A 21,316-nucleotide genomic window follows, 5' to 3' on the forward strand; every position below is an offset into this window, starting at 1 on the left:
ATTCACACAGCAGTGACACAAAACTCTGATAATGTCTATGTCGTGTTCCGTACACAACTCTAACCATAAGAGTCTGCCCGTTCATGTTGAAGTCCGTCTTCGTATGTCTTATCGCCGTCTCTATGCCGGCGATTGCCCAGGTCAGCATCACTGAAAACCGTGACCGCATCGATGTCGTTATCGATGGTCAGCCGTTTACCTCTCTCCATAAGGGAGACGACGCAAATAAACCGTATCTCTATCCCCTTCGTTCCGCGTCCGGAAAGCCGGTAACGCGTGGATTTCCCATGGAGCAGATCCCTGGCGAGTCGACGGACCATCCCCATCAGCGGAGTGTCTGGATTGGTGCGGAACATGTCAGCGGTATGGATTTCTGGGAGAACGAACCTGGTTCCGACCGGGCGCATAAAGGGAAGATCGTCTTCCAACGCGTACTCGCCCTGCACCAGGGCAAACGGAAGGGTGACGTCACTGTCGTTGCCGCATGGGTGGGACCCAATGGTGAGGCTGTCCTGCACGAAACCCTGACCTTGACTTTCTATGCCGGTACCGAGCGGAACAGGTTCTTCGATGTCGATGTGGATCTCAAGGCGGACAAGAAGATCGCCTTTGAAGATGATCATGATGCTTTGTTAGGTCTCCGTCTGGCGACCCCATTCGAAGAGAGTCATGGAGGCGTTGTAAAGAACGCTGAAGGTGTCACGGGCGCGGACCACGTGCGTGGTACGCATTCTCCATGGGCTGATTGGCAGGCGGATCTTGGCGGGGAAAAGATCGGTGTTGCAATCATGGACTCACCCAGAAATCCTCGTCACCCCACACCATGGCATGTCCGTCCGTATGCCATGATCTTTGCCAGCCCATTCGCGCAACATGACTTCTCGAAAGACCTGCCTGACGGCAGCATCACGCTGGAAGCCGGAAAGGATCTTCGTTTCCGCTATCGGATTCTCATCCACCCTGGAGATTTTTCAGTGGCTGCTGCCTTCAAAGAGTTCGCCGCGCAATGAAGGTCTTGGGTGCGATTGGGATTTGTCTGTTCGGGGTGTTTTCTTCTCCGTGGATATACGGCCAGGTGGTTGAGGTCGGCGGACGTGTCACAGTTGCGACTTCTCCGCTTCGCAACGCGCAGGTCACGTTGAGTGGCAAGACCTACCGGCTTGCAGCACGCACGGACTCTGACGGAAGGTACAGCTTTCAGTTGCCGGGAAATTGCCCCTGTACGCTGACAGTGGAAGCGCCCGGATTGCACACCGCGACCCGCACGGTTCCGGTACTGAGGACAGGGGAAGCCCGCAGCGTGGATGTGATGCTGGAGCTTTCCGGGGTTCAGGACTCAATCGATGTCTCCGCGAAGATGTGGGATGCCGGTAACGGAGGCGTCGCAATCAGCCAGACGGTCTCCCGGCAGGATCTGAGCGAACTGCCCACGGTCACGCGTTCGACAGCCAAGTCTGCGCTTCTCGACCCTCACGTGCGGCAGGCGATTGGTCTGGGGGCAGACTATCAGGACAGCAATCGCCTCTCCATCAATGCCGCCTCCTATCGCAATACCGCATACGTTCTGGATGGGACCACGACATACGACTGGATCTATTCGGTTACACCGACAGAGGTCGTCTCGATGGGAGCGACTCAGGAGATGAAGGTGCTCACGGGGAACTACTCCGCGCAGTATGGCGTCTCCACCAGCGGCATCCTCGCAATTACAACCAGGGCGGGTGGTCCGCAGTATCACGGAGAGGCATTCGCTTACATCCGTCCCAGCGGTATTCAGGCATCCGCTCCGCTTGCCGCCTTCCATATCCCAAACGAGCGCGAAGACTGGGGAGCGCTTGTCGGCGGACCGCTTGGCGGCGACCGTACTACGTTCTTCGCCAGCTATGAGGGGGCACAGCAGACTCGCGGTGCTTATATCCAGTCGCCCCTGCCAGGTTTCTTCAATGGCAAGGTCAAGGAGTACTACCCGCTTTTACGCTTCGACCGTCAGCTCACATCGACACAATCGCTTATGGTTCGATTCAACGGAAATCACTACGAATCGAATAACGTGAACGATCGTATCTCCGGCTTCAATCAGCCGAGTACGGGCCGGTACGCACGCACGCAGTCGTGGGGCGGACAGGTGGCGGAGCAGGCAGTCTTTCACAATAAGGTGAACCAGGCTCGCTTTTCGTTCGTGAACTATTTCCCGGATACAGCCATTCCATTGCAGTCGTCGGTTTCGGTGGTGAGGCCCAATTACAGCACTGAAGGCTACTCCACTGCCAACTGGGTGCATGCCCAGAGTTACACCGCGGGAGATCTCGTCTCGATTCATCAGCGACGAAACGACTGGAAGATCGGAATGGAACTCTCTTATCTTCGCGCGAAAGACTATTCCTATACTCCGTTCGGCACCTACACTTTTGCGTCAGGAGCTCCGCAGCCAAACGAACACCCGCTTAGTTATAGTCAGACCTTCGGGACTGCATTTCTGCAATACAAGCAGACGGAGCTGAACGCTTTTGTTGAAGACAACGTAAAGTTGAACTCTCGATTGAGCGCTAGTCTCGGCCTGCGGTATGAGTTCCAGACGCTTACGGATAATGATGCGAACTTTGCTCCACGGTTAGGTCTCGCGTGGGACATCCGAGGGAATGGGAAGACTATTCTGCGCGGGGCCTATGGCCTGTTTTACGACCAGTACTATCTCTATATCTCTCGCCGTTTCCTCACGCTTGGACCAAACGCTCCTACGGCAACGTACTCCTTGAACTATGGCGCGGCAGGATTCCCGACGTTCCCTAATTCGCTGATTGCACCGCCGAATGGAGTTTCGGGAGGGAAGCGCGATCTCTATTTGCGTCCGGCCCGGCTCGCAAATCCATATGCATCGCAGGTGTCCGCCGCCCTGGAACAGAATCTTGGACACGGACTTACGCTCGAGATTTCCGGATTGTACGTTCACACGCTGAAGCAGATGCGCGTGAACGATATCAACCATCCTGTTCCTTTCATCAGAACGGCATCGGGACAATACCGCGGAGGTACGCTCGCCGGGGCAGCGGCTGCCGCGGATGCAACACGTCCCTATCAGACCTATGCGAGACTTCCCGTGAGGGATATTGCGGTCATCGAAAACACTGCGTCAAGCGCGTATAGCGCGCTTGATGTGGGCATTACACAGCAGGCTGGAACACGTCTTCGACTGGCAGCGCACTACGTACTCTCGAACTCTGTCAGCTATGCGATGTTCTACTCCGATGCCAATAGCGGGGTTCCCAATGAGTGGAATAACCTGGCGAGTGCCGAGCGTGGGCCCGGAGATTTCTATCAGAGAGACCGGTTCGTCGCGAACGCCTGGGCTCAGCTTCCAGCGCGCTTTCAGCTCGTGTCTGTTGTGACTCTCGCTTCCGGACTTCCGGTGAATCCCATTACCGGCGATGACAACAACGGAGACAGCTACGCGGTCGATCGTCCTGTCGGATATGCACGGAACTCATTCCGCACACCGCTGCAGGCGAATGTCGATGCGGCGTTTTCCCGGAGGTTTTCCCTGGAACGGCATCTGCAGATAGAGGCGCGCGTCGAAGCCGACAATCTCTTCAACCGCCATAACTTCATTACAGTCAACAATGTGTTTGGAGAAGGCGCGACACCTCTGGCAAGCTTCCTCACACCGAAGTCCGGAATCACGAATGCAGATCCAGCCCGCCAGTTCCAGTTGGCCGCCCGGCTCATCTTTTAGAGGTTGATCGCAAATAAGAAGGCCCAGCATAAGCCGGGCCTTCTTATTATTTGTTGGAATGCTAAGCGGAATTTTGCGTTCGCCTAGAAGTGATATTTGACTGACAACTGCATGTTACGAGGATTGTTGCGGACGGCCGTAATCTGGCCGAAGGTTGCAGGCGAGCCTACGTTGCTGGATGGATTAGACCAGTAGGCACTGTTGAAGAGGTTATCGGCATCAGCGCGGAAGTTGATCTGATGCTCATTCCAGATCGTGAAGTCCTTGGTAATGGAGGCTCCGTAGGTCTGGAAACCTGGTGCGCGTTCCGAGGTAGGACGAGTGCTGCCGAAGGTTCCAGGTGCGGGCTGTCCGTAAGCGCAGACACCATTGTCTACGCCGGCGGCGCACGGAATCGCCGACGGATCAGTTCCGAACCAGTTGTTGATGGAACGATTGACAATCTTCAACGGGCGATAGTGATTTGCACGCTGTGAGTTGCCATTGACCATGGAGTTGTTGGTTGCGCTGATGTTGACGGGGAATCCTGCATAGTAGGAGATACCGGTCATACCCAGTTTCCATCCACCGATGACTTCGTCGAGGATCAGCGGCATATTTCTGCCGAGCATCCGGCTGCGGCCGATCGGCAGGTCATACACCAGGTTGTAGTTGAGAGCATGACGGATGTCCTGTCCGATGGGACCCCATTCTGAGTGGAGATCATAGACATTTTCTGCATATGCGCTGCCTACCGTAACACTGGGCACACCATAGAAGCCGGTGCTGTTGGTGAGTCCCTTGCTGTAGGTGTAGTTGGCGGTGTACTGCAGACCATGCCAGGCGCGCTGGCGGAAGCTGACCTGCAGGGAGTTGTAGTTCATCGCGGCATTCGAGTCGGTGTAACGAATCACGCCGTTATAGCCCACACCTGGAGTTGTGTAGAAGGGAGCCGGAGCCAAGGTGAGGCAAGCCGGGTTGGGGTTGGCCGTGTTGACGGCTACCGGAGCTCCGTTGATGACGCAGGGATTATGCAGCTGGTTGCGCTGGTTTGCGGTAACCAGGTGCTGACCAGACTCGCCGGCATAGCCGACCTGAAGGGAGGCTGTGCTGGTGAACTGATACTCCAGCGTCAGGTTATAGATGCTGATGAATGCCGGCTTGATCTTCTTGTTCCAGACGTTATAGACGTTCGAGAGCGCCGAGGCTGCTCCAAAACCACCCTGTACGTTATAGAAGGAACCAGCGGTATTGCCTGTACCAGGCAGATTTCCGCTGAGCTGCGAGGCTGACTGGAAGGGAAGGTTGGTGGTCATACGGAGGTTTGCGCCGGTGCCTTCCATATAGTTCTGCAGGCCATATCCGGCGCGAACGACGAACTTAGGACTCACCGACAGGGCAAAACCAATGCGAGGCATGATGCTGCCGTAGTACGGGTCAACCAATCCGCGGCCATAGCCAGCAGCACTGGCTGTGATGCAGGGGAGGCCGAACGGCTGGCATACGGAGGTATTGTTGCCGTCGACGATAATCCTGCCGGGATTCGCGGGGTCGATGGTCGACATCTTGCGGTTGACTTCATAGATCGGCTGCGAGTACTCGTAGCGGATACCGAGGTTAAGGGTAAGGGTTGGAAGGACCTTCCAGTCGTCCTGGATGAAGTAGGCATTGCGCCACTGACGCATGCCGACCGGACCGGCGACGCCGCCAATACTCTTGAAACCGGCTCGGTTCAGAAGGAAGTCAGCGGCGGTGTAGCCGGTGCTGTGTCCGTTGGCAAGCGTGGTGTTACTGGAGGTTCCCGGTCCGAGATAGAAGAAACCGCCGAGTGAGCCGTCATTACCCGGATAGAAGTTGTTCTGTTGCTGGCGCAGGAACTGCACACCAAATTTGAAGGTGTGGCGATCCTTGAGCCAAGTGAAGTTGTCACCATACAGGAAGGTGTTGATGGTGTAGTTTGTCCCGGTATTCTGGTTGCCGAGGGTGGTGTATTCGGTTCCGTTGGTTGCCAGAAAACCCTGTGGGCTATTGGAGTTGGTGAAGCCAAGAGCAGAGAAGCCGGCAAACTGCTGATTGACCGGATTACTGCTTCCGATGCCGAGAACGCTGTCTCCCCGGAGGCCAAAGACCCCGGTAGGATCAAGCAAAACCGCGCCATTATTCTGAATGCGAGTGTAGCCGGCGCGGAACTCATTGACCATCGCTGAGTTGAAGCTATGGATCTCATTGATGGCAACGCCGCGTACCGGGAAGGTGGGGGCGCTGGCGAAGCTGGTAGGAAGAACATTCTGTGTCGTCTGTCCCTGGTTCGCATACGAGAAGCGGACAGACAGGTTGTCCTTTTGCGTAGCCTTCCAGTCAACCTTGATATCGAACTGGTTGCCATAGTTACGCTGTTTGGTGGGACCAACGTAGTTGTTGCGAGCCGGAGTGTTGCTGGCATCCGGCGCACGGTTTGCACGCGGATAGAGCTCAGGATGCGCCAATAGATACTGCGCCGCGGGGTTGGAGATCGTGATCTGGTTATTGGCGTATCTGGGATTACCCGCGGTCGTCGCATCGTACAACTCGATCAGACGAGCGTTGTTCGCGCAGACTCCACCTGGATCGCCGGAGCACATCAGAGCCGGGTTGAGCAGTTCAGAAAAATCGCCATTGCGCATCTTGTCGGTGAGCACGGTCGCGAGTCCGCTACCACCGGAGTGATAACGGCCACCCTGGTAGTCACCGAAGAAGAAGAGCTTATCTTTGAAGATAGGACCGCCAAACGTCGCGCCGAAGATGCTGCGAGTGAAGGTGCTCCTTGGAACAATGGTCGATCCGTGCTTGTTGGCCCAGGTGTTGGCATTCAAAAGGTGATTGCCGAGGAAGTAGAAGGCACTGCCGTGAAACTGGTTCGTGCCGCTCTTGGTCTGATAGAGAATATCGCCGCCGAGTACATTCCCGTATTCCGCGGGAGCGTTGGCAGAGATGACCTGAACCTGACCGATCGCATCAACGCTGGGGTTGTAGCCCGGCGTGTCGTCCAGCGTCTGATTGATGTTCATACCATCAAGCAGATACTGATTAGTTTGTTGACGGTTGCCGTTGACGGAGACCGAGCTATTGCTGCTGGCATTTGCCGGATTGTTTCCGCTGAGCGGACCGGAGATCGAGGCATTGCTGACGAAGCTGTTCGGCGAGGTGCTGATCGCGCCGGGAAGGAACATTGTCAGGGCATTGAGATTGCGGCTAACCAGAGGAAGGTTCTCAATGGCGCGAGTATCCAACGTAGTAGCAAGGGTTGGACTCTCGGTATTGAGGAGAGGTGCGACCTCAGCTTCGACGGTAACCTTCTGCGATTGATTCGCAACCCCCAGCTTGCCGTCAATCTTTGCATTTTGACCCGTCTCCAGAGCGAAGGGGCCATACGTTGTGGTAGCGAACCCCGAAGAGGTGATCGTTACCTTATAGTTGCCGATCTGCAGGAAGCGAAGGCTGTAGATGCCTTCACTGTTGGTTGTGGTGGGAGTCTCAACCCCGGTATCCACATTCGTTGCGACGACACTGGCGTTTGGAATAACGGCGCCGGAAGCGTCGGTCACGGTACCGTTGATGCTGCCGGTGATCGTCTGGGCCATAGCAAAGCTGCTACAGACAGCCAGGAGCAACATCGTCATGAATCGAAAGAATCGAATTCGTTGCCGCATCGGTGTCTCCTAAAAGTGTTGGTGCTGCGTGAAGGTGCTGCTTATCTCTACTTCTTTGTTGTGGGAGCCAGAACCTGTAGCGGATCTTCCGGTACTGCATCTTGCCCAGCGGAAGATCGAAGTGAATGTAAGTTTTGGGCGAGATCGTCGTGAGTCGACTCGGGGTGGAATCGCGAGGTCGATGAATCCAAGCTTTGCCGTGGCGTGAAGGAAGTGTCCGGTTCTACTGTCAGCGTGGAAGGTCCGAAGGGGTGCGAGGCAAATCCCTGGACAATGTCTATTCCAGGGAGGATCGGCGTGAGAGCGCCCACACGCGTTCCTGCGGCGCCGGCAACCACTCCGCGCAGACCTTCGACAGCCGTCTGGGCAAAGAGAAGATGAGTCGCCGAACCGACAAAACAACTGAACGAACAAAATGCGATGCGCTGGCTTAGTTTCACTGCCATTACTCCACAGGGGGAACTAGGAAAACGGAGAAGCCAAACAAAGCGGACAGATTTTTACAGGCTTTTTGCGCGTTTATGGCGTAAAAGCTCAATTTTTCTGCTTGCGGGCAAGCTTATTTGCCTAGGCCATAGATGAACATCAGTCAAATGTCCTAGTGGCAGCCTCAGCGGAGATATCTGTTTCCATAGTGATATACCGATATATCCTTTGTTACCGCTATCTCCGGGCCTTTCCGTCGGTGTGCGGTTGTGAGGAGACAAGGGGAAGCGTGCCCGTGCGACACGGGAAATCTGCTACGGTGTGCTATTCAGCCGGTATTAAGCCATGGCAGAGACAATATGGATGAGGTATAAGAGTGCGTCTTCTCATCATTGAGGATGAAAAACGGCTCGCGGAGAATATTGCCCAGGCGCTTCGCGAGGCGGGTTTTGCGGTCGATTACGCGGCTGATGGTATTACCGGGTCTCACATGGCGGTGCAGGATATCTTCGATGCCATCATCCTGGACCTGATGCTGCCAGGGAAAAGTGGCAAGCGGGTCCTGACCGAGCTTCGGCAGACGAAGTCCCGCACTCCCGTCCTGGTGCTGACGGCGCTCGAGGGCAAAGAGACGATCGTCGACCTGCTTAACAGCGGAGCAGACGATTACCTGGCCAAGCCGTTTGATCTGGGCGAACTGCTGGCCCGCGTCAAGGCGCTTATCCGCCGGGCGAAGGGTGTCTCCTCAACCATCATCCAGGTCGCCGACATGGAGATTGACACCGTCCGCCAGACGGTAAAGCGGCGTGGTCAGGAGATCGACCTCTCGCCGATGGAATACCGCATCCTGCAGTACCTCTCGTATCGTCCACGTGCGATCGTCTCAAAGCAGGAGTTGCTTGAGCATCTCTACGACTTCGAGTGGGAGCATCACTCCAACGTCATTGAGGCCCACATCTCCAATCTCCGCCGTAAGCTGAACCTTCAAGGAACAGAGCCTCTGATCGAAACCCTGCGGCACCGTGGATACCGGTTGAGTGAGGAAGCTTCGTCGTGAACCAGGGTAGTTCGATCACGCGGCGGCTTATTACCGCTGTGCTGCTTCTGGAAGGGCTCGCCGCAGTTCTGCTGATCGTCGCTGTCATCGTCAATGAGCATCAGGATGAGTACAGTGCCTTCGATGCCAACCTCAGGGCCTCCGCAAACGCGTTTTTAGGCGCCGTGCAGGAAGCGGAAGACTCTTCCCCCAACATTGGCCTCGATGTGCGCAGAATTCCTCGAACGCCGCACGCGGTGTATCGCGTAACTGACGGCGAGGGACACGTTCTCGGCGCCGAGGGGCCGGTACCGGACCTCACCATCGAGCCCGATTCTTTTCGGCGAGTCAAAATTAACGGTCACTCCTATCGCTTCTTTGCTCTTGATGGAGAACGGGTCGTCGATCCCGGAACCCCAAGTGCTGTGATCCACCAGGTGCACATTCTCTACGGACAGCCGGATGGCCGTGTGTGGCACGAGATCTGGGAGGCGACACGCTTTTTCATGCTCGCGACAGCGATCTTGCTGGGGGTTACGGCGGTTCTGCTCGTCTGGATGATTCGCAGACTACTGTCTCCGATCCATGTGCTGGCATCTGAGGCGGACAAGGTGAACTCTGTGCATTGGAGCTTTACCGCGCCGGAAGTCGCGATGCACCTTGCGGAGCTGCGACCGCTCGCATCTGCTATTGAGCGAACCGTCAACCGGCTTCAGAGTTCCTTTGAGCAGCAGAAGCGCTTCACTCGCGATGCAGCGCATGAGCTGAAGACAGACCTCGCCATTGTTAAATCGTCGCTGCAGTTACTCACCATGAAGGAGCGGAGCGTCGAGGAGTATGGAAAGGGCCTCGGTATCGCCCTTGAAGATTTCACGCGGCTGGAAGAGACGGTGCAGCAGATGCTGACGCTTGCGCGCCTGGAGCAGCCTGCCGATGCCGTTTCGCCAACGTGTGCCCTGCACCAGGTCCTGCAGGACAACGTCACCCAGAGCGCTTCGTTTGCTTCGCTGAACAAAGTCACCTTGATGGCCTCTCCTGTGGCAGCCGTCTCCGTTCCCGTGGATGCGCGAGATGCGGCGCTTCTTTGTTCCAACCTGATCGTGAATGCCCTGCAGCATAGTCCTGATCACGGGGCGGTTGAAATCGCCCTGCGGTCTGATGGACCTACGGCAACGTTGACCATTCGCGACCATGGTGAAGGCATTGCGGAGGAAGATCGTCCTCACCTGTTTGAACCGTTCTATCGCGGTGATCCGTCACGCAGCCGGAAGAGCGGTGGCACCGGTCTCGGTCTCTCGATCTGTAAGGCGATCTGCGATCGTGCCGGCGGAAGCATCGAGATCGGCAATCATCGAGCCGGAGGCGCCATTGTCACGGTGACGCTTCCGGTGTCGAGAGCCGGAAGGACAGGTTAGCGAGAGCGAGCCTTCCCGGATTTCTTGCGCAGGTCGGCGAGTGTGCCGGCCGGTACCGAAGTGGTTTGACGTACCACCAGCTTCGTTTCAACGTCCCGCGGAGGCGTGGAGGTGTCGAGCAGCGCCGTCACGGCACTGGCGGCAATGTCCCGTCCGGACATGCGGATTGTGGTGAGCGGCGGCAGCATGTATTCGCTGATACGGATGTCATCGAATCCGATCAGGGAGATATCTTTGGGAATCGACAACCCTGCCCGTGAGAGTGCATGCATGGCGCCGATGGCGGTCATGTCGTTCGAGCACATGATGGCGGTAGGTGGCTTGCTGAGGGCAAGCAGGTGATCAACACCACGTTCACCGCCTTCCACGGTATGGTCTCCGTGAAAGATGTAGCTCTCCGGCACGCGCAATCCGATCTCGTCGACGGCGCTACGAAAGGCCTGCAGCCGGGCCACGGCAGAGTGAAGCCGGTCGGGTCCGGAGATGAATGCAAGCCTCCGGTGTCCGAGTACGGCCAGATGCTGCACTGCCTCGTGGATCCCTTTCTGGTAATCCACCCTGATCGTCGAAATGCCCTTCTTCTTCGGAGCCAGGTCGATAAAGACCATTGGGATGCCCTGCGATGCCAGGCGATCGAGAAGCGGCTCTTCGATACCGAAGGTCATCACCGCAACGCCTTCGACCTTGCGCTCCAGCATGCGCTGTACGCACTGCTCCATGCGCTGCAGGTCGTAGTTGGTCGAGCCGATGAGTGTCTCGTAGCCAACTTCGACGGCCTTGTCCTCGAAGCCCTGAATCAGCTCCGGAAAGAAGGGATTAGTGATGTCGGAGATGATGACCCCGAGCAGCTTGCTGCGGCCTGATACCAGGGCGCGAGCCTGGGTATTCGGAACATACCCAAGCTTCTGAATTGATTCCCATACCTTCTTTGCCAGGGCAGGATCGACAGACGGGACCTTATTGATGACCCGCGATACGGTTGCCACCGAAACTCCGGCCGCGTGAGCCACAGTGCGAATATCCAGACGGCTTTTAGCGTTCCTGGCGTCTGACCGCTTGCGTTTTTTCAAACCGATCGATCCTCATCTCTGCCCGGCGCCTTCTAGAGCGTTTTCCTGTTGCTGGGTATCCCGGAAGGCGAGTGCAATGGCGTTTTCATTGCGGAAAATGCCCTATTATGTGTAAGCACTACATTACACCTTCAGGAAAAATGCTCTAGCCGCGCGTTAGTGCCTGGCGGATATCGCGCAGCCTGGTCTCGGCATCGATGCGGATCAGCTCAATTCCGGCAATCGCTGCAAAGTCTTCCATGTGCTCCATCGTAAGCGCCTGGCTGAAACCTGTGTGGTGCGCTCCTCCGGCATAGATCCACGCGGCTGCTGCTGCCTTCAGGCTCGGTCGTGGAATCCAGACGGCCCGTGCGACTGGCAGACGGGGCAGATCGTGCTCCGCAGGAATTACATCCACATCGTTGACAATCATACGGAAACGGTCGCCCATATCAACAACGCTGGCAACAATGGCCGGACCCGCGGGAGTATTGAAGACCAGACGAACTGGGTCCGCCTTGCCGCCAATGCCGAGAGGATGAACCTCAAGCGAGGGTTTGGCGTCGGCGATGGAAGGGCAGATCTCCAGCATGTGCGATCCCAGCACCTTGGGTGTGCCGGAGAAATCGTAGGTGTAGTCCTCCATGAACGAAGTTCCGCCCGTCAGGCCCTGCGCCATCACCTTCATCACCCGTACCAGTGCGGCCGTCTTCCAGTCGCCTTCTCCGCCGAATCCAAAGCCATCAGCCATCAGACGCTGTGTCGCGATGCCAGGGAGCTGACCCATGCCGTGCAGATCTTCAAAGGTGTCGGTAAATGCGCCGAAACCGCCTTCCGTCAGAAATGCGCGCAGTCCAAGCTCAATGCGGGCGGCTACGGTCAGCGAGTCGGCCCGGTCATGCTGGCTCGCGATCGAGTAGCTCTGACGGTATTCGCTGACCAGTCTGGCGACCTCCTGATCGCTGAACTGCGCCATGCGGTCGGTAAGGTCGCCGATGCCATAGCCGGAGACGGTGTACCCAAAAACACGCTGAGCCTCGACCTTGTCGCCTTCGGTGACGGCAACGTGACGCATGTTGTCGCCAAAGCGGGCGACCTTCAGGTTCTGGGATTCGTGCCAGCCGAGCGCGGCGCGGCTCCAGACGCCAATCTCGGCGACGGTCTCGGGATCTTCGAAGTAGCCGACGACGACCTTTCTGGGTAGACGGAGTCTGGCGGTGATGTGTCCGAACTCACGGTCGCCATGGGCGGCCTGGTTCAGATTCATAAAGTCCATGTCGATGGTCGCCCACGGCAGCTCGCGGTTGAACTGAGTGTGGAGCTGCAGGATCGGCTTGCGCAGCAGCGACAGGCCGGCGATCCACATCTTGGCCGGAGAAAACGTATGCATCCACAGCACCAATCCAATGCAGCTCTTGCTGGAATTGGCCTCCTGGCACAGGTCTCGAATCGCTTCAGGAGAGGTCAGCGTTGGCTTCCAGACCACCTTTGCGGGAATAGCTGTGCTGCTGTCGAGCGATGCGGCAATTTTCGAAGAGTTCTCCGCGACCGTTGCCAGGGTTTCAGGACCATAGAGGTGCTGGCTGCCGGTCACAAACCAGATTTCCAGAGAAGCTGTCGATGCCATCGATACGTTTTCCTTTCGCATTGCCCCCTTCACGGTAATCGTTTACCCAAAGAGTTGCAAGGGTACCCTGATAACCTGCTTGCCTCTACTTGTTCCGGGTTCTTCAGAAAACGTATACTCACCGCAATTCCACATAAGGTGCGACATGCTGCAGGAACTGAAAGAGAAAACGCTCGAAGCCAACCTTGACCTCGTACGCCGCGGCCTCGTGCTCTATACCTTTGGCAACGCCAGCGGTATCGACCGCGAAAGCGGTCTGGTAGTCATCAAGCCGAGCGGCGTGGACTATGACGCGCTTCGCCCGGAACACATGGTGGTCTGCGATCTTGACGGCAATATCAGGGAAGGCGATCTCCGACCCTCCAGCGACCTGAAGACCCACCTGGAGCTTTACCGCGCATTCCCAAGTGTTGGTGGAGTGGTGCACACCCATTCCGAAAACGCTACGGCATGGGCTCAGTCCGGCCGTGAGATCCCCGCGCTGGGAACCACCCATGCGGACTACTTCCACGGTCCCGTCCCATGCACTCGCGAGCTGACGGACGAGGAGATCAACGGTGATTACGTGCTGAATACCGGGTATGCGATTACCGAACGGTTCAAGGGCATCGATCCGCTGGCCGTTCCTGCAGTTCTGGTGGCTGGACATGCACCCTTTGCCTGGGGCCGCGATCCGATGGACGCCGCACACAATGCGGTCGTTCTGGAGGCCGTGGCGAAGATGGCTTTTATGACCGTGCTGTTAAATTCCACTGCCGGCGTGTCGCAGGCATTGCTGGACCGGCATTACTTCCGCAAACATGGCGCCAACGCCACCTACGGACAGAGGTAAGGAAAAGATGGCTATCGTTGCAGGCGCAGACTTTGGAACGCTCAGCGTTCGTGTGACCTTATTGGATTCGGAGAAGGGAAGACTTGGCACAGCAGTCGCCGAGTATCCGCTGCATCGCCGTCGCGAAGATCCGGACTATGCCACGCAGTCTCACGACGATCAGATGGAAGCCCTGGTCCGGGCCACGCGGCAGGTTTTGGAGCAGGCCGGTACGCGCGGTGAAGATGTCGCCGCGATGGCGCTGGATACCACCGGTTCCAGCGTGCTGATGGTGGACGACGCGATGCAGCCTATTGGGCCGTACTATCTGTGGTGCGATCATCGCGCACACCGAGAGGCCCGTGAGATCACCGAGCTGGCCCATACGACGGGACTGGAAGCAATCGAATGGTGCGGCGGCGTTTATTCCCACGAGTGGGGATGGGCGAAGCTGCTGCATTGGCTCCGTAATGCAACCTCGGAGGAGCGCGGCCGGTTCGGAACCGCGATCGAGAACTGTGACATGGTGGCGGCAACGCTTACCGGTGTTACTGATCCCGCCGGGATCAAGCGATCTGTCTGCGCCATGGGCCACAAGTGGATGTGGAATCCGAAGTGGGGAGGCATGCCTTCGGAAGAGTTTCTGGTCAAGGTCGACCCGCTGCTCGAGGGCATTCGGGAGAAGATCGGCGGCGAATATCTGACCTCCGACCATATTTACGGAGGGCTGCATCCACACTGGGCCGACCGTATGGGCTTGAAGGCGGGCATTCCTATTCCTGTAGGAGCCTTCGACGCCCATTGGGATGCACTAGGAGCGGGCTGCAAAGAGGGCGATGTCGTCAATGTCGTTGGCACCTCGACCTGCATCATCGCTATGGCGGAGAAGACGCAGCTCGTCCCCGGAGTCTGCGGTGTGGTTCCAGGCAGCGTTGACCCGCAGCTCACCGGTATTGAAGCCGGCCTGTCTGCTGTCGGCGACATCTTTGAAGCGATTGCGCGACGTGCCGGGAAGAACGTGAAAGAACTGGCCCAGGGATTGGAGAGCTATCGTGCCGGCCAGACCGGTCTGCTTCGCCTGAGCTGGGATAACGGAGACCGCACGGTTCTGGTGAATCCGGAGCTGGGAGGTATCACCCTCGGCTGGAACCTCATTCATACGGCACAGGACGAGCTGCATGCCGCTATTGAAGGCACGGCCTTCCACACGCGCATCATCCTGGAGCGCATGGAAGAGTACGGAGTTCCGGTGGAACGGGTCATCAATGGCGGCGGCATCCCGCAGAACAACGCAACCCTGAACCAGATCTATGCAAATGTTCTGAACAAGCCGGTGCTTGTTCCCGACGGTGTACCTACCAGCCTCGGTTCCGGCATCATCGCGCTGGTTGCTGCTGGGGTTTACCCGTCGATCGAGGCCGCACAAGCCGCGCTCTGCCTGCCGTTCAAGACCTACATGCCAGAGGCGAAGGCTGCGGCCGTCTATGAACGCCTGTACGCGCTTTACCGTAAGGTGTACTTTGCTTTTGGACGTCCGGATGCATCCGCGGCGGTTCTGGGAGATGTCCTTCCCCAACTTCGCGAGATCGCCCGGGAGAGTCTGGCGATGGACACAACAGGCAACGCCTGAAGCACACGAGGAGAAACGGATGTTCAAGCGGTGGTTGACGGCTGTGATGATGACTGGAATGGCTCTGCATGCCATGGGCCAGGTAACGAAGGCGGCTTTCGGCAAAATGCCGGACGGACAGGGAGTAGATATCTACACCCTCAAGAGCCCGCAGGTCGAAGCGAAGGTCATGACCTATGGAGCGAAGCTCATCAGCATCAAGACGGCTGATCGCACTGGCAAAGTCGCCGACGTGATGCTGGGCTTCGATACGCTTCCTGAGTGGTTGAAGGACAAGACCTACAACGGTGCTGTGGTCGGCCGTTACGGTAACCGCATCGCCCTCGGTCAATTCAAAATCGATGGCCAAACCTATCAGGTGCCCACGAACGATGGTCCGAACGCCCTGCATGGCGGCCCGGTTGGCTTCGACAAGAAGTTGTGGACAGCGAAACAGGTGCCGAATGGCGTGGAACTGACTCTTATCTCTCCTGACGGCGACATGGGCTTTCCCGGCAAGTTGACCGCGCAGGTTACCTATACGCTGAAGGGCAGCGCCCTTCGCATCGACTACCGTATGACGACCGATAAGGCCACCGTCGTCAATCTCACGAATCATACCTACTTCAATCTCACGGGTGGAACGGAAGATATCCTTGGACATCAGATCCGCATCAATGCTAACCACTACACGCCCACCTCAAAGACGTTGATCCCGACCGGAAATATGGATGTCGTCGAAGGCACACCGATGGACTTCCGTACCGCCCATGCGATCGGCGAGCGTATCAGCGCCAACTTCGAGCAGCTCACCGTTGCCGGTGGATATGACCATAACTGGATCCTGAATGGACCGAACGGCGTGATGAAGCTCGCGGCTGAAGTGGTTGAGCCGAAGAGCGGACGCACGCTGACGGTCACCACCACGGAGCCGGGTGTACAGTTCTACTCCGGTAACTTTCTGGATGGCTCGTTGACAGGACGCGGTGGTGTGAAGTACACCAAGCGCATGGGTCTCTGCCTTGAGACACAGCACTATCCCGATTCACCCAACAAGCCAGGTTTCCCGACCACTCTGCTGAAACCCGGCGAAGTACGCACCTCGTCGACGGTCTTCACCTTCGGCGTAGCCCACTAAAGATCACATGACTAAAAGCAATGGCCAGACACCGGAAGGGTATCTGGCCATTGCAGTTTCTGAAGCCTCTTCGGTCAGCGTTGTTGACCGAGACTAAGATCTCCACGCATTGCGTAGGCACTTCGCGCTGAAGCGCGAATGTCTTGCTTAAGGGGACGGCTTTAGCCGTCCCGTAGGAAGTCTCACAGGAAAGCGGCTTCAGCCGCTGAGGGCAATGCTAAACCTGCCCTGAAGAAAATGGGTATCAACCTTGGCTCAAAGGACAGAGCCAAAGCCGATACCCATTTTCAATACAGATTCAGTTGTTCTGTCTAGATTCCACCATCAAGTGCCAGATTCAATGCCAGTACATTCACGCGCGGTTCTCCCAACAAACCAAACTGACGATCAGTGATGTGGCCTTCCACGAACGTCCGCAGTTTGGCTTCATCCAGATGGCGCTCGGCTGCTACCCGCGGTACCTGGGCCAATGCCGCAGCGGGCGAGATGTCCGGATCAAGACCCGACCCAGAGGCAGTGACTAGATCCACCGGGACGTCGCTCACCTTTTCAGCAGCAACGCTCGCGGTGACGCGATCGACTAATGCCTTGTTCGTCGGAGCGAGATTCGATCCGCTGGAGGCCGATGCGTCATAGCCAGTACCGGCCGCCGAAGGCCGGCTATGAAAGTAGGTCGGCCCGGTGAAGGGTTGGCCGATCAGCTTTGAGCCGATCAGCTCACCCTTCTGGGTCACAAGCTGTCCATTCGCCTTATCCCGAAAGACAAGCTGTGAGATCGCGGTGATTGCCAGCGGGTAGACAATCCCCAGTAGCACAGCTGTAACCAGGGTATAGAGGGTTGCGGTAATGAGATGTTTCTTCATGGTGAGTTCCTCTATGCAAGATGCATGGCGACGATGACGATATCAATCACCTTGATGCCGACAAACGGTACGATGATGCCGCCCAGTCCATACACCAGCAGGTTGCGCTGCAACAGCGCGGCAGCGGACATTGGCCGGTAGCTGACACCGCGCAGTGCCAGCGGAATCAGGGCAATGATGATCAGTGCGTTGAAGATGATGGCCGAAAGGATGGCTGACTCCGCGTTGTGCAGGTGCATGATGTTCAACGCATTCAGCACCGGGAAGAAGCCCGCGAACATTGCCGGAATGATGGCAAAGTACTTCGCCACATCGTTAGCGATGGAGAAGGTGGTCAGGGCGCCTCGGGTCATCAGCAACTGTTTGCCGATGGCCACAATCTCGATCAGCTTCGTCGGGTTGCTGTCGAGGTCGACCATATTGCCTGCCTCTTTTGCCGCCTGCGTACCGCTGTTCATGGCGACGCCCACGTCGGCCTGTGCGAGTGCGGGAGCGTCGTTGGTGCCGTCGCCAGTCATGGCCACCAGCTTGCCTTCGGCCTGCTCGCGCTTGATCAGGTCCATCTTGTCCTTGGGTTTCGCTTCCGCCAGGAAGTCGTCCACGCCCGCCTCTCGCGCAATGGCTGCCGCGGTCAACGGATTGTCGCCGGTGATCATGACCGTGCGAATGCCCATGGCGCGAAGCTGATCGAAGCGCTCGCGCATGCCGCCTTTCACAACGTCCTTCAGGTGAATGACGCCGAGAGCCGTCCCGTTCTCAGCAACGACCAGGGGGGTGCCGCCGCTGCGTGCGATCGTCTCCACGGCTGCGCGCACCTCGGCGGGCATCGTCGAGCCGTGCTCTTGCAGGTAGCGGGCGATGGCGTCGACCGCTCCTTTACGGATGCTTCTGCCTTCCACCTCGATGCCACTCATACGTGTGGTCGCGGAGAAGGGAACGAACTCAGCATGCATCTGTCCCAGCTCGCGTCCGCGAAGGTTGTACTTCTCCTTCGCCAGAACAACGATAGAACGTCCTTCCGGAGTCTCGTCTGCGAGCGATGAGAGCTGGGCAGCATCGGCAAGCACTTCGGCCTTTACGCCTGAAGCGGGTACGAACTCCGACGCCTGGCGATTGCCGATGGTGATGGTTCCGGTCTTGTCCAGCAGAAGGGTATTGACGTCGCCTGCGGCCTCCACGGCACGTCCTGAGGTCGCCAGCACATTGTGCTGTACCAGGCGATCCATACCGGCGATGCCGATGGCCGAGAGCAGGCCTCCGATGGTTGTCGGAATCAGACAGACCAGCAGCGAGACCAGAACGAAGACCGTCTGCGGTGCGGCGGAATAGATCGCGAAGGGTTGCAGCGTGACCACGGCTAGCAGAAAGATGATGGTCAGTCCGGCCAGCAAGATATTCAGCGCGATCTCGTTCGGCGTCTTCTGTCGTTCCGCGCCTTCCACCAGAGCGATCATGCGATCGAGGAAGGTCTCACCCGGGTTGGAGGTGATGCGGACCGTGATGACGTCGCTGAGAACACGCGTTCCACCGGTGACGGCGGAACGGTCACCGCCTGCTTCACGGATCACCGGAGCAGATTCACCGGTGATGGCCGATTCATCCACCGAAGCGATGCCTTCAATGACTTCGCCATCGCCTGGGATCATCTGCCCGGCGCTGACCTGTACGACATCACCCGCTCGCAGTTGCGAGCTGGCGACTTGCTCGACGCCGTTTTTGCCAACGCGGAAAGCAGTCGTCTCTGACTTTGCCTGGCGCAGGGCATCGGCCTGCGCTTTGCCGCGGCCTTCGGCCATGGCTTCAGCGAAGTTCGCAAACAGGACCGTGAACCAAAGCCAGAGCGTGATCTGCAGATCGAACTGGAAGTGCCCACGCTTGGTAATGAGATTGAGAATGAGCAGGACTGTGGTGAGTACGCTGCCGATCTCCACCACGAACATGACGGGATTCTTCATCATGACCTTGGGGGAAAGCTTCAGCAGTGCATCCACCGCGGCGCGGCGAACGATCTTGCGATCAAACATGGAGCGGCGTTTTGCGTGCGACATCTCCGGTCTCCTTAGAAAGTCTGTCCGGCGCCGAGCAGCAGATGCTCAAGAATCGGACCCAGTGAAAGTGCAGGGAAGAAGGTCAAAGCGCCGACGATCACGATGACTGCGGTCAGCAGAATCGTGAACAGCGGGGTGGTGACCGGAAATGTACCGGAGGACGCCGGGACAATCTTCTTGCCGGCGAGGTTGCCCGCAATCGCCAGCATCGGGATGATCATCATGAAGCGCCCGAAGAACATCGCAATGCCCAGCGTGTAGTTGTACCAGTGCGTGTTGGCGTTCAAGCCGGCGAAGGCAGAGCCGTTATTGCCGGTTGCCGATGTATAGGCGTAGAGGATCTCTGACAGACCGTGGGGTCCGTGATTGGCAAGACTGCTGAGGCCAAGATGTGGCATCAGCACCGTGACTGCGGCAAAGCCAAGAATCAGGAGCGGGAAGATCAGGACGTACAGCATTGAGAGCTGTACATCGTAGGCTTCGATCTTCTTGCCGAGATACTCCGGAGTCCGGCCTACCATCAGGCCCGCAATGAAGACCGCGACGATGACGAAGACGAGCATGCCGTACATGCCTGCTCCGACTCCGCCGAAGACGACCTCGCCAAGCAGGATGTTCACCATGGGCACCATGCCGCCGAGGGGCGTAAAGCTGTCATGCATGGAGTTCACGGCGCCGCAGCTCGCATCGGTAGTGACGGTGGCAAACAGCGCGCTGTTGGTGATGCCGAAGCGTACCTCTTTGCCCTCCATGTTGCCGCCGGAGTGCAACGCGGAGACGTGCTGATCGACACCATGCAGCAGCGGATTGCCATGTGCCTCCGCCCAGTAGCACGTCAACACGCCAACAAAACACAAGAGTGCCATGGCGGCGAAGACTGCCCATCCATGTTTGGGAGAGCCCACCATTTGGCCAAGCGTCGCTGTCAGAGCCGCGGGAATCAGGAAGATTGCCAGGATTTGCAGGAAATTGGACAGCGGAGTTGGATTCTCGAACGGATGCGCGCTGTTCGCATTGAAGAATCCGCCGCCGTTGGTTCCCAGCATCTTGATCGCTTCCTGCGATGCGACCGGCCCCTGTGCAATGGTCTGTGTTGTGACGGTGGTCTGCTTCCCATCTGTGCCGGTGACCGTCTGCGGCTCGACGAGCTTGACTGTGTCGTACGGCTTGAGATTCTGGACTACACCCTGTGAGACCAGGGCCAGCGCGATGATGGTCGATAACGGAAGCAGGACCCACAGCGTTCCGCGCGTCAGATCCACCCAGAAGTTGCCTAGAGTCTTCATCTCGCGCCGTGCAATGCCGCGAATGAACGCGATTGCAAGGGCAAGCCCAACCGCTGCCGACCAGAAGTTATGCGTGGCCAGGCCCAGCATCTGGGTCAGGTAGCTCATCGTGGACTCGGGCACATACGATTGCCAGTTCGTATTCGTAGTGAACGAGATTGCGGTATTCAGCGCGAGGTCTGGGGCTACGCCTGGAAGGTGCTGCGGGTTCAGCGGCAGTACATGCTGTAACCGTTCCACCAGATAGGTCAGCACCAGCGTTGCGGCGCTGAAGACCAGCATGGCCGTGGCGTAAACGCCCCAGCTCATCTCCTGTTCGGGATTAACTCCAGTCAGGCGGTAAAGTAAACGCTCGCATGGGCCGAAGATGAAATCAAGCGGTGTACGTTGTCTCTGGAAGACACGCGCCATGTAGGCGCCGAGAGGTTTTGTGAACAGCAGGACAGCGGCAAAGAAGACGACAATCTGAAGCCAGCCATTGAGAGACATTTAGAACTTCTCCGGGCGAAGCAATGCGTAAACGAGATACGCCATTAGTGAAACCACAATGGCGAGAAGAACGCAGTTGAGAATCATTGGTTCTTTCCTTTCAGCCGTGCACAGCCATGGA

15 protein-coding genes are annotated in these 21,316 nt (G+C 57.5%); 7 read left to right on the forward strand and 8 right to left on the reverse strand.

Features of this window, described 5'->3' with window-relative positions:
* Positions 1-83: 83 nt before the first annotated feature.
* Positions 84-1,010 carry a PmoA family protein gene (locus FTW19_RS10955; protein ID WP_147647660.1) on the forward strand — a complete coding sequence of 309 codons (927 nt, stop codon included), beginning with the start codon at positions 84-86 and terminating at the stop codon, positions 1,008-1,010.
* Complete coding sequence (locus FTW19_RS10960; protein ID WP_147647661.1) at positions 1,007-3,730, forward strand: TonB-dependent receptor; 2,724 nt, start codon at positions 1,007-1,009, stop codon at positions 3,728-3,730. Before FTW19_RS10955 ends, FTW19_RS10960 begins: the two co-directional genes overlap by 4 nt.
* An 83-nt stretch (positions 3,731-3,813) precedes the next feature.
* Here FTW19_RS10960 and FTW19_RS10965 read toward each other — a convergent pair whose 3' ends face one another.
* Entirely contained in the window at positions 3,814-7,398 is a 3,585-nt protein-coding gene (locus FTW19_RS10965; protein ID WP_147647662.1) for a TonB-dependent receptor, read from the reverse strand.
* 47 nt (positions 7,399-7,445) lie between these two features.
* Positions 7,446-7,844 carry a hypothetical protein gene (locus tag FTW19_RS10970; RefSeq protein WP_147647663.1) on the reverse strand — a complete coding sequence of 133 codons (399 nt, stop codon included), beginning with the start codon at positions 7,842-7,844 and terminating at the stop codon, positions 7,446-7,448.
* Positions 7,845-8,200: 356 nt separating this feature from the next.
* Here FTW19_RS10970 and FTW19_RS10975 point away from each other — a divergent pair, with 356 nt between their 5' ends.
* The gene (locus FTW19_RS10975) at positions 8,201-8,881 is read left to right on the forward strand and encodes a response regulator transcription factor (RefSeq protein WP_147647664.1); all 681 of its coding nucleotides are present in this window, start codon (positions 8,201-8,203) and stop codon (positions 8,879-8,881) included.
* Positions 8,878-10,275 carry a sensor histidine kinase gene (locus FTW19_RS10980; protein WP_147647665.1) on the forward strand — a complete coding sequence of 466 codons (1,398 nt, stop codon included), beginning with the start codon at positions 8,878-8,880 and terminating at the stop codon, positions 10,273-10,275. Before FTW19_RS10975 ends, FTW19_RS10980 begins: the two co-directional genes overlap by 4 nt.
* Here the strand turns inward: FTW19_RS10980 and FTW19_RS10985 are convergent.
* Both FTW19_RS10985 and araA read right to left on the reverse strand, forming a co-directional pair.
* Entirely contained in the window at positions 10,272-11,345 is a 1,074-nt protein-coding gene (locus tag FTW19_RS10985; protein WP_246153679.1) for a LacI family DNA-binding transcriptional regulator, read from the reverse strand. The genes FTW19_RS10980 and FTW19_RS10985 overlap by 4 nt on opposite strands.
* 145 nt (positions 11,346-11,490) lie before the next feature.
* Positions 11,491-12,951, reverse strand: a complete 1,461-nt coding sequence (araA, locus tag FTW19_RS10990) for an L-arabinose isomerase (protein ID WP_147647666.1) — start codon at positions 12,949-12,951, stop codon at positions 11,491-11,493.
* Between the two features lie 145 nt (positions 12,952-13,096).
* Between araA and FTW19_RS10995 the strand changes: the two genes are divergently transcribed.
* Genes FTW19_RS10995 through FTW19_RS11005 form a run of 3 tightly spaced genes read left to right on the forward strand, consistent with a single transcriptional unit; the run spans position 13,097 to position 16,509 of the window.
* On the forward strand, positions 13,097-13,783 hold the full coding sequence (locus FTW19_RS10995) for an L-ribulose-5-phosphate 4-epimerase (RefSeq protein WP_147647667.1): 687 nt from the start codon (positions 13,097-13,099) through the stop codon (positions 13,781-13,783).
* 7 nt (positions 13,784-13,790) lie between these two features.
* A complete protein-coding gene (locus FTW19_RS11000) occupies positions 13,791-15,392 on the forward strand; it encodes a ribulokinase (protein WP_147647668.1) in 1,602 nt (533 codons plus the stop codon).
* A 19-nt stretch (positions 15,393-15,411) separates the two neighbouring features.
* Positions 15,412-16,509, forward strand: a complete 1,098-nt coding sequence (locus tag FTW19_RS11005) for an aldose epimerase family protein (protein ID WP_147647669.1) — start codon at positions 15,412-15,414, stop codon at positions 16,507-16,509.
* 311 nt (positions 16,510-16,820) lie between these two features.
* On the opposite strand, the gene kdpC is transcribed toward FTW19_RS11005, so the two are convergent.
* Genes kdpC through kdpF form a run of 4 tightly spaced genes read right to left on the reverse strand, consistent with a single transcriptional unit; the run spans position 16,821 to position 21,282 of the window.
* Positions 16,821-17,372, reverse strand: coding sequence for a potassium-transporting ATPase subunit KdpC (gene kdpC, locus FTW19_RS11010; RefSeq protein ID WP_147647670.1), 552 nt, complete (start codon positions 17,370-17,372; stop codon positions 16,821-16,823).
* A gap of 11 nt (positions 17,373-17,383) precedes the next feature.
* Positions 17,384-19,420 carry a potassium-transporting ATPase subunit KdpB gene (kdpB, locus tag FTW19_RS11015; protein WP_147647671.1) on the reverse strand — a complete coding sequence of 679 codons (2,037 nt, stop codon included), beginning with the start codon at positions 19,418-19,420 and terminating at the stop codon, positions 17,384-17,386.
* A gap of 11 nt (positions 19,421-19,431) precedes the next feature.
* Positions 19,432-21,195, reverse strand: coding sequence for a potassium-transporting ATPase subunit KdpA (gene kdpA / locus FTW19_RS11020; RefSeq protein WP_147647672.1), 1,764 nt, complete (start codon positions 21,193-21,195; stop codon positions 19,432-19,434).
* The gene (gene kdpF / locus FTW19_RS26440) at positions 21,196-21,282 is read right to left on the reverse strand and encodes a K(+)-transporting ATPase subunit F (RefSeq protein WP_432445173.1); all 87 of its coding nucleotides are present in this window, start codon (positions 21,280-21,282) and stop codon (positions 21,196-21,198) included.
* Positions 21,283-21,316: the final 34 nt, after the last annotated feature.

Source organism: Terriglobus albidus (genome assembly GCF_008000815.1).
In the GTDB taxonomy this organism is placed as follows: Bacteria; Acidobacteriota; Terriglobia; order Terriglobales; family Acidobacteriaceae; genus Terriglobus; species Terriglobus albidus_A.

Bases quoted from the DNA above. Each gene is read 5' to 3' on its own strand.
- FTW19_RS10955 (WP_147647660.1), top strand. From the start codon at position 84: ATGTTGAAGTCCGTCTTCGTATGTCTTATCGCCGTCTCTATGCCGGCG.
- FTW19_RS10960 (WP_147647661.1), top strand. From the start codon at position 1,007: ATGAAGGTCTTGGGTGCGATTGGGATTTGTCTGTTCGGGGTGTTTTCT.
- FTW19_RS10965 (WP_147647662.1), bottom strand. From the start codon at position 7,398: ATGCGGCAACGAATTCGATTCTTTCGATTCATGACGATGTTGCTCCTG.
- FTW19_RS10970 (WP_147647663.1), bottom strand. From the start codon at position 7,844: ATGGCAGTGAAACTAAGCCAGCGCATCGCATTTTGTTCGTTCAGTTGT.
- araA (WP_147647666.1), bottom strand. From the start codon at position 12,951: ATGGCATCGACAGCTTCTCTGGAAATCTGGTTTGTGACCGGCAGCCAG.
- FTW19_RS10995 (WP_147647667.1), top strand. From the start codon at position 13,097: ATGCTGCAGGAACTGAAAGAGAAAACGCTCGAAGCCAACCTTGACCTC.
- FTW19_RS11000 (WP_147647668.1), top strand. From the start codon at position 13,791: ATGGCTATCGTTGCAGGCGCAGACTTTGGAACGCTCAGCGTTCGTGTG.
- FTW19_RS11005 (WP_147647669.1), top strand. From the start codon at position 15,412: ATGTTCAAGCGGTGGTTGACGGCTGTGATGATGACTGGAATGGCTCTG.
- kdpC (WP_147647670.1), bottom strand. From the start codon at position 17,372: ATGAAGAAACATCTCATTACCGCAACCCTCTATACCCTGGTTACAGCT.
- kdpB (WP_147647671.1), bottom strand. From the start codon at position 19,420: ATGTCGCACGCAAAACGCCGCTCCATGTTTGATCGCAAGATCGTTCGC.
- kdpA (WP_147647672.1), bottom strand. From the start codon at position 21,195: ATGTCTCTCAATGGCTGGCTTCAGATTGTCGTCTTCTTTGCCGCTGTC.
- kdpF (WP_432445173.1), bottom strand. From the start codon at position 21,282: ATGATTCTCAACTGCGTTCTTCTCGCCATTGTGGTTTCACTAATGGCG.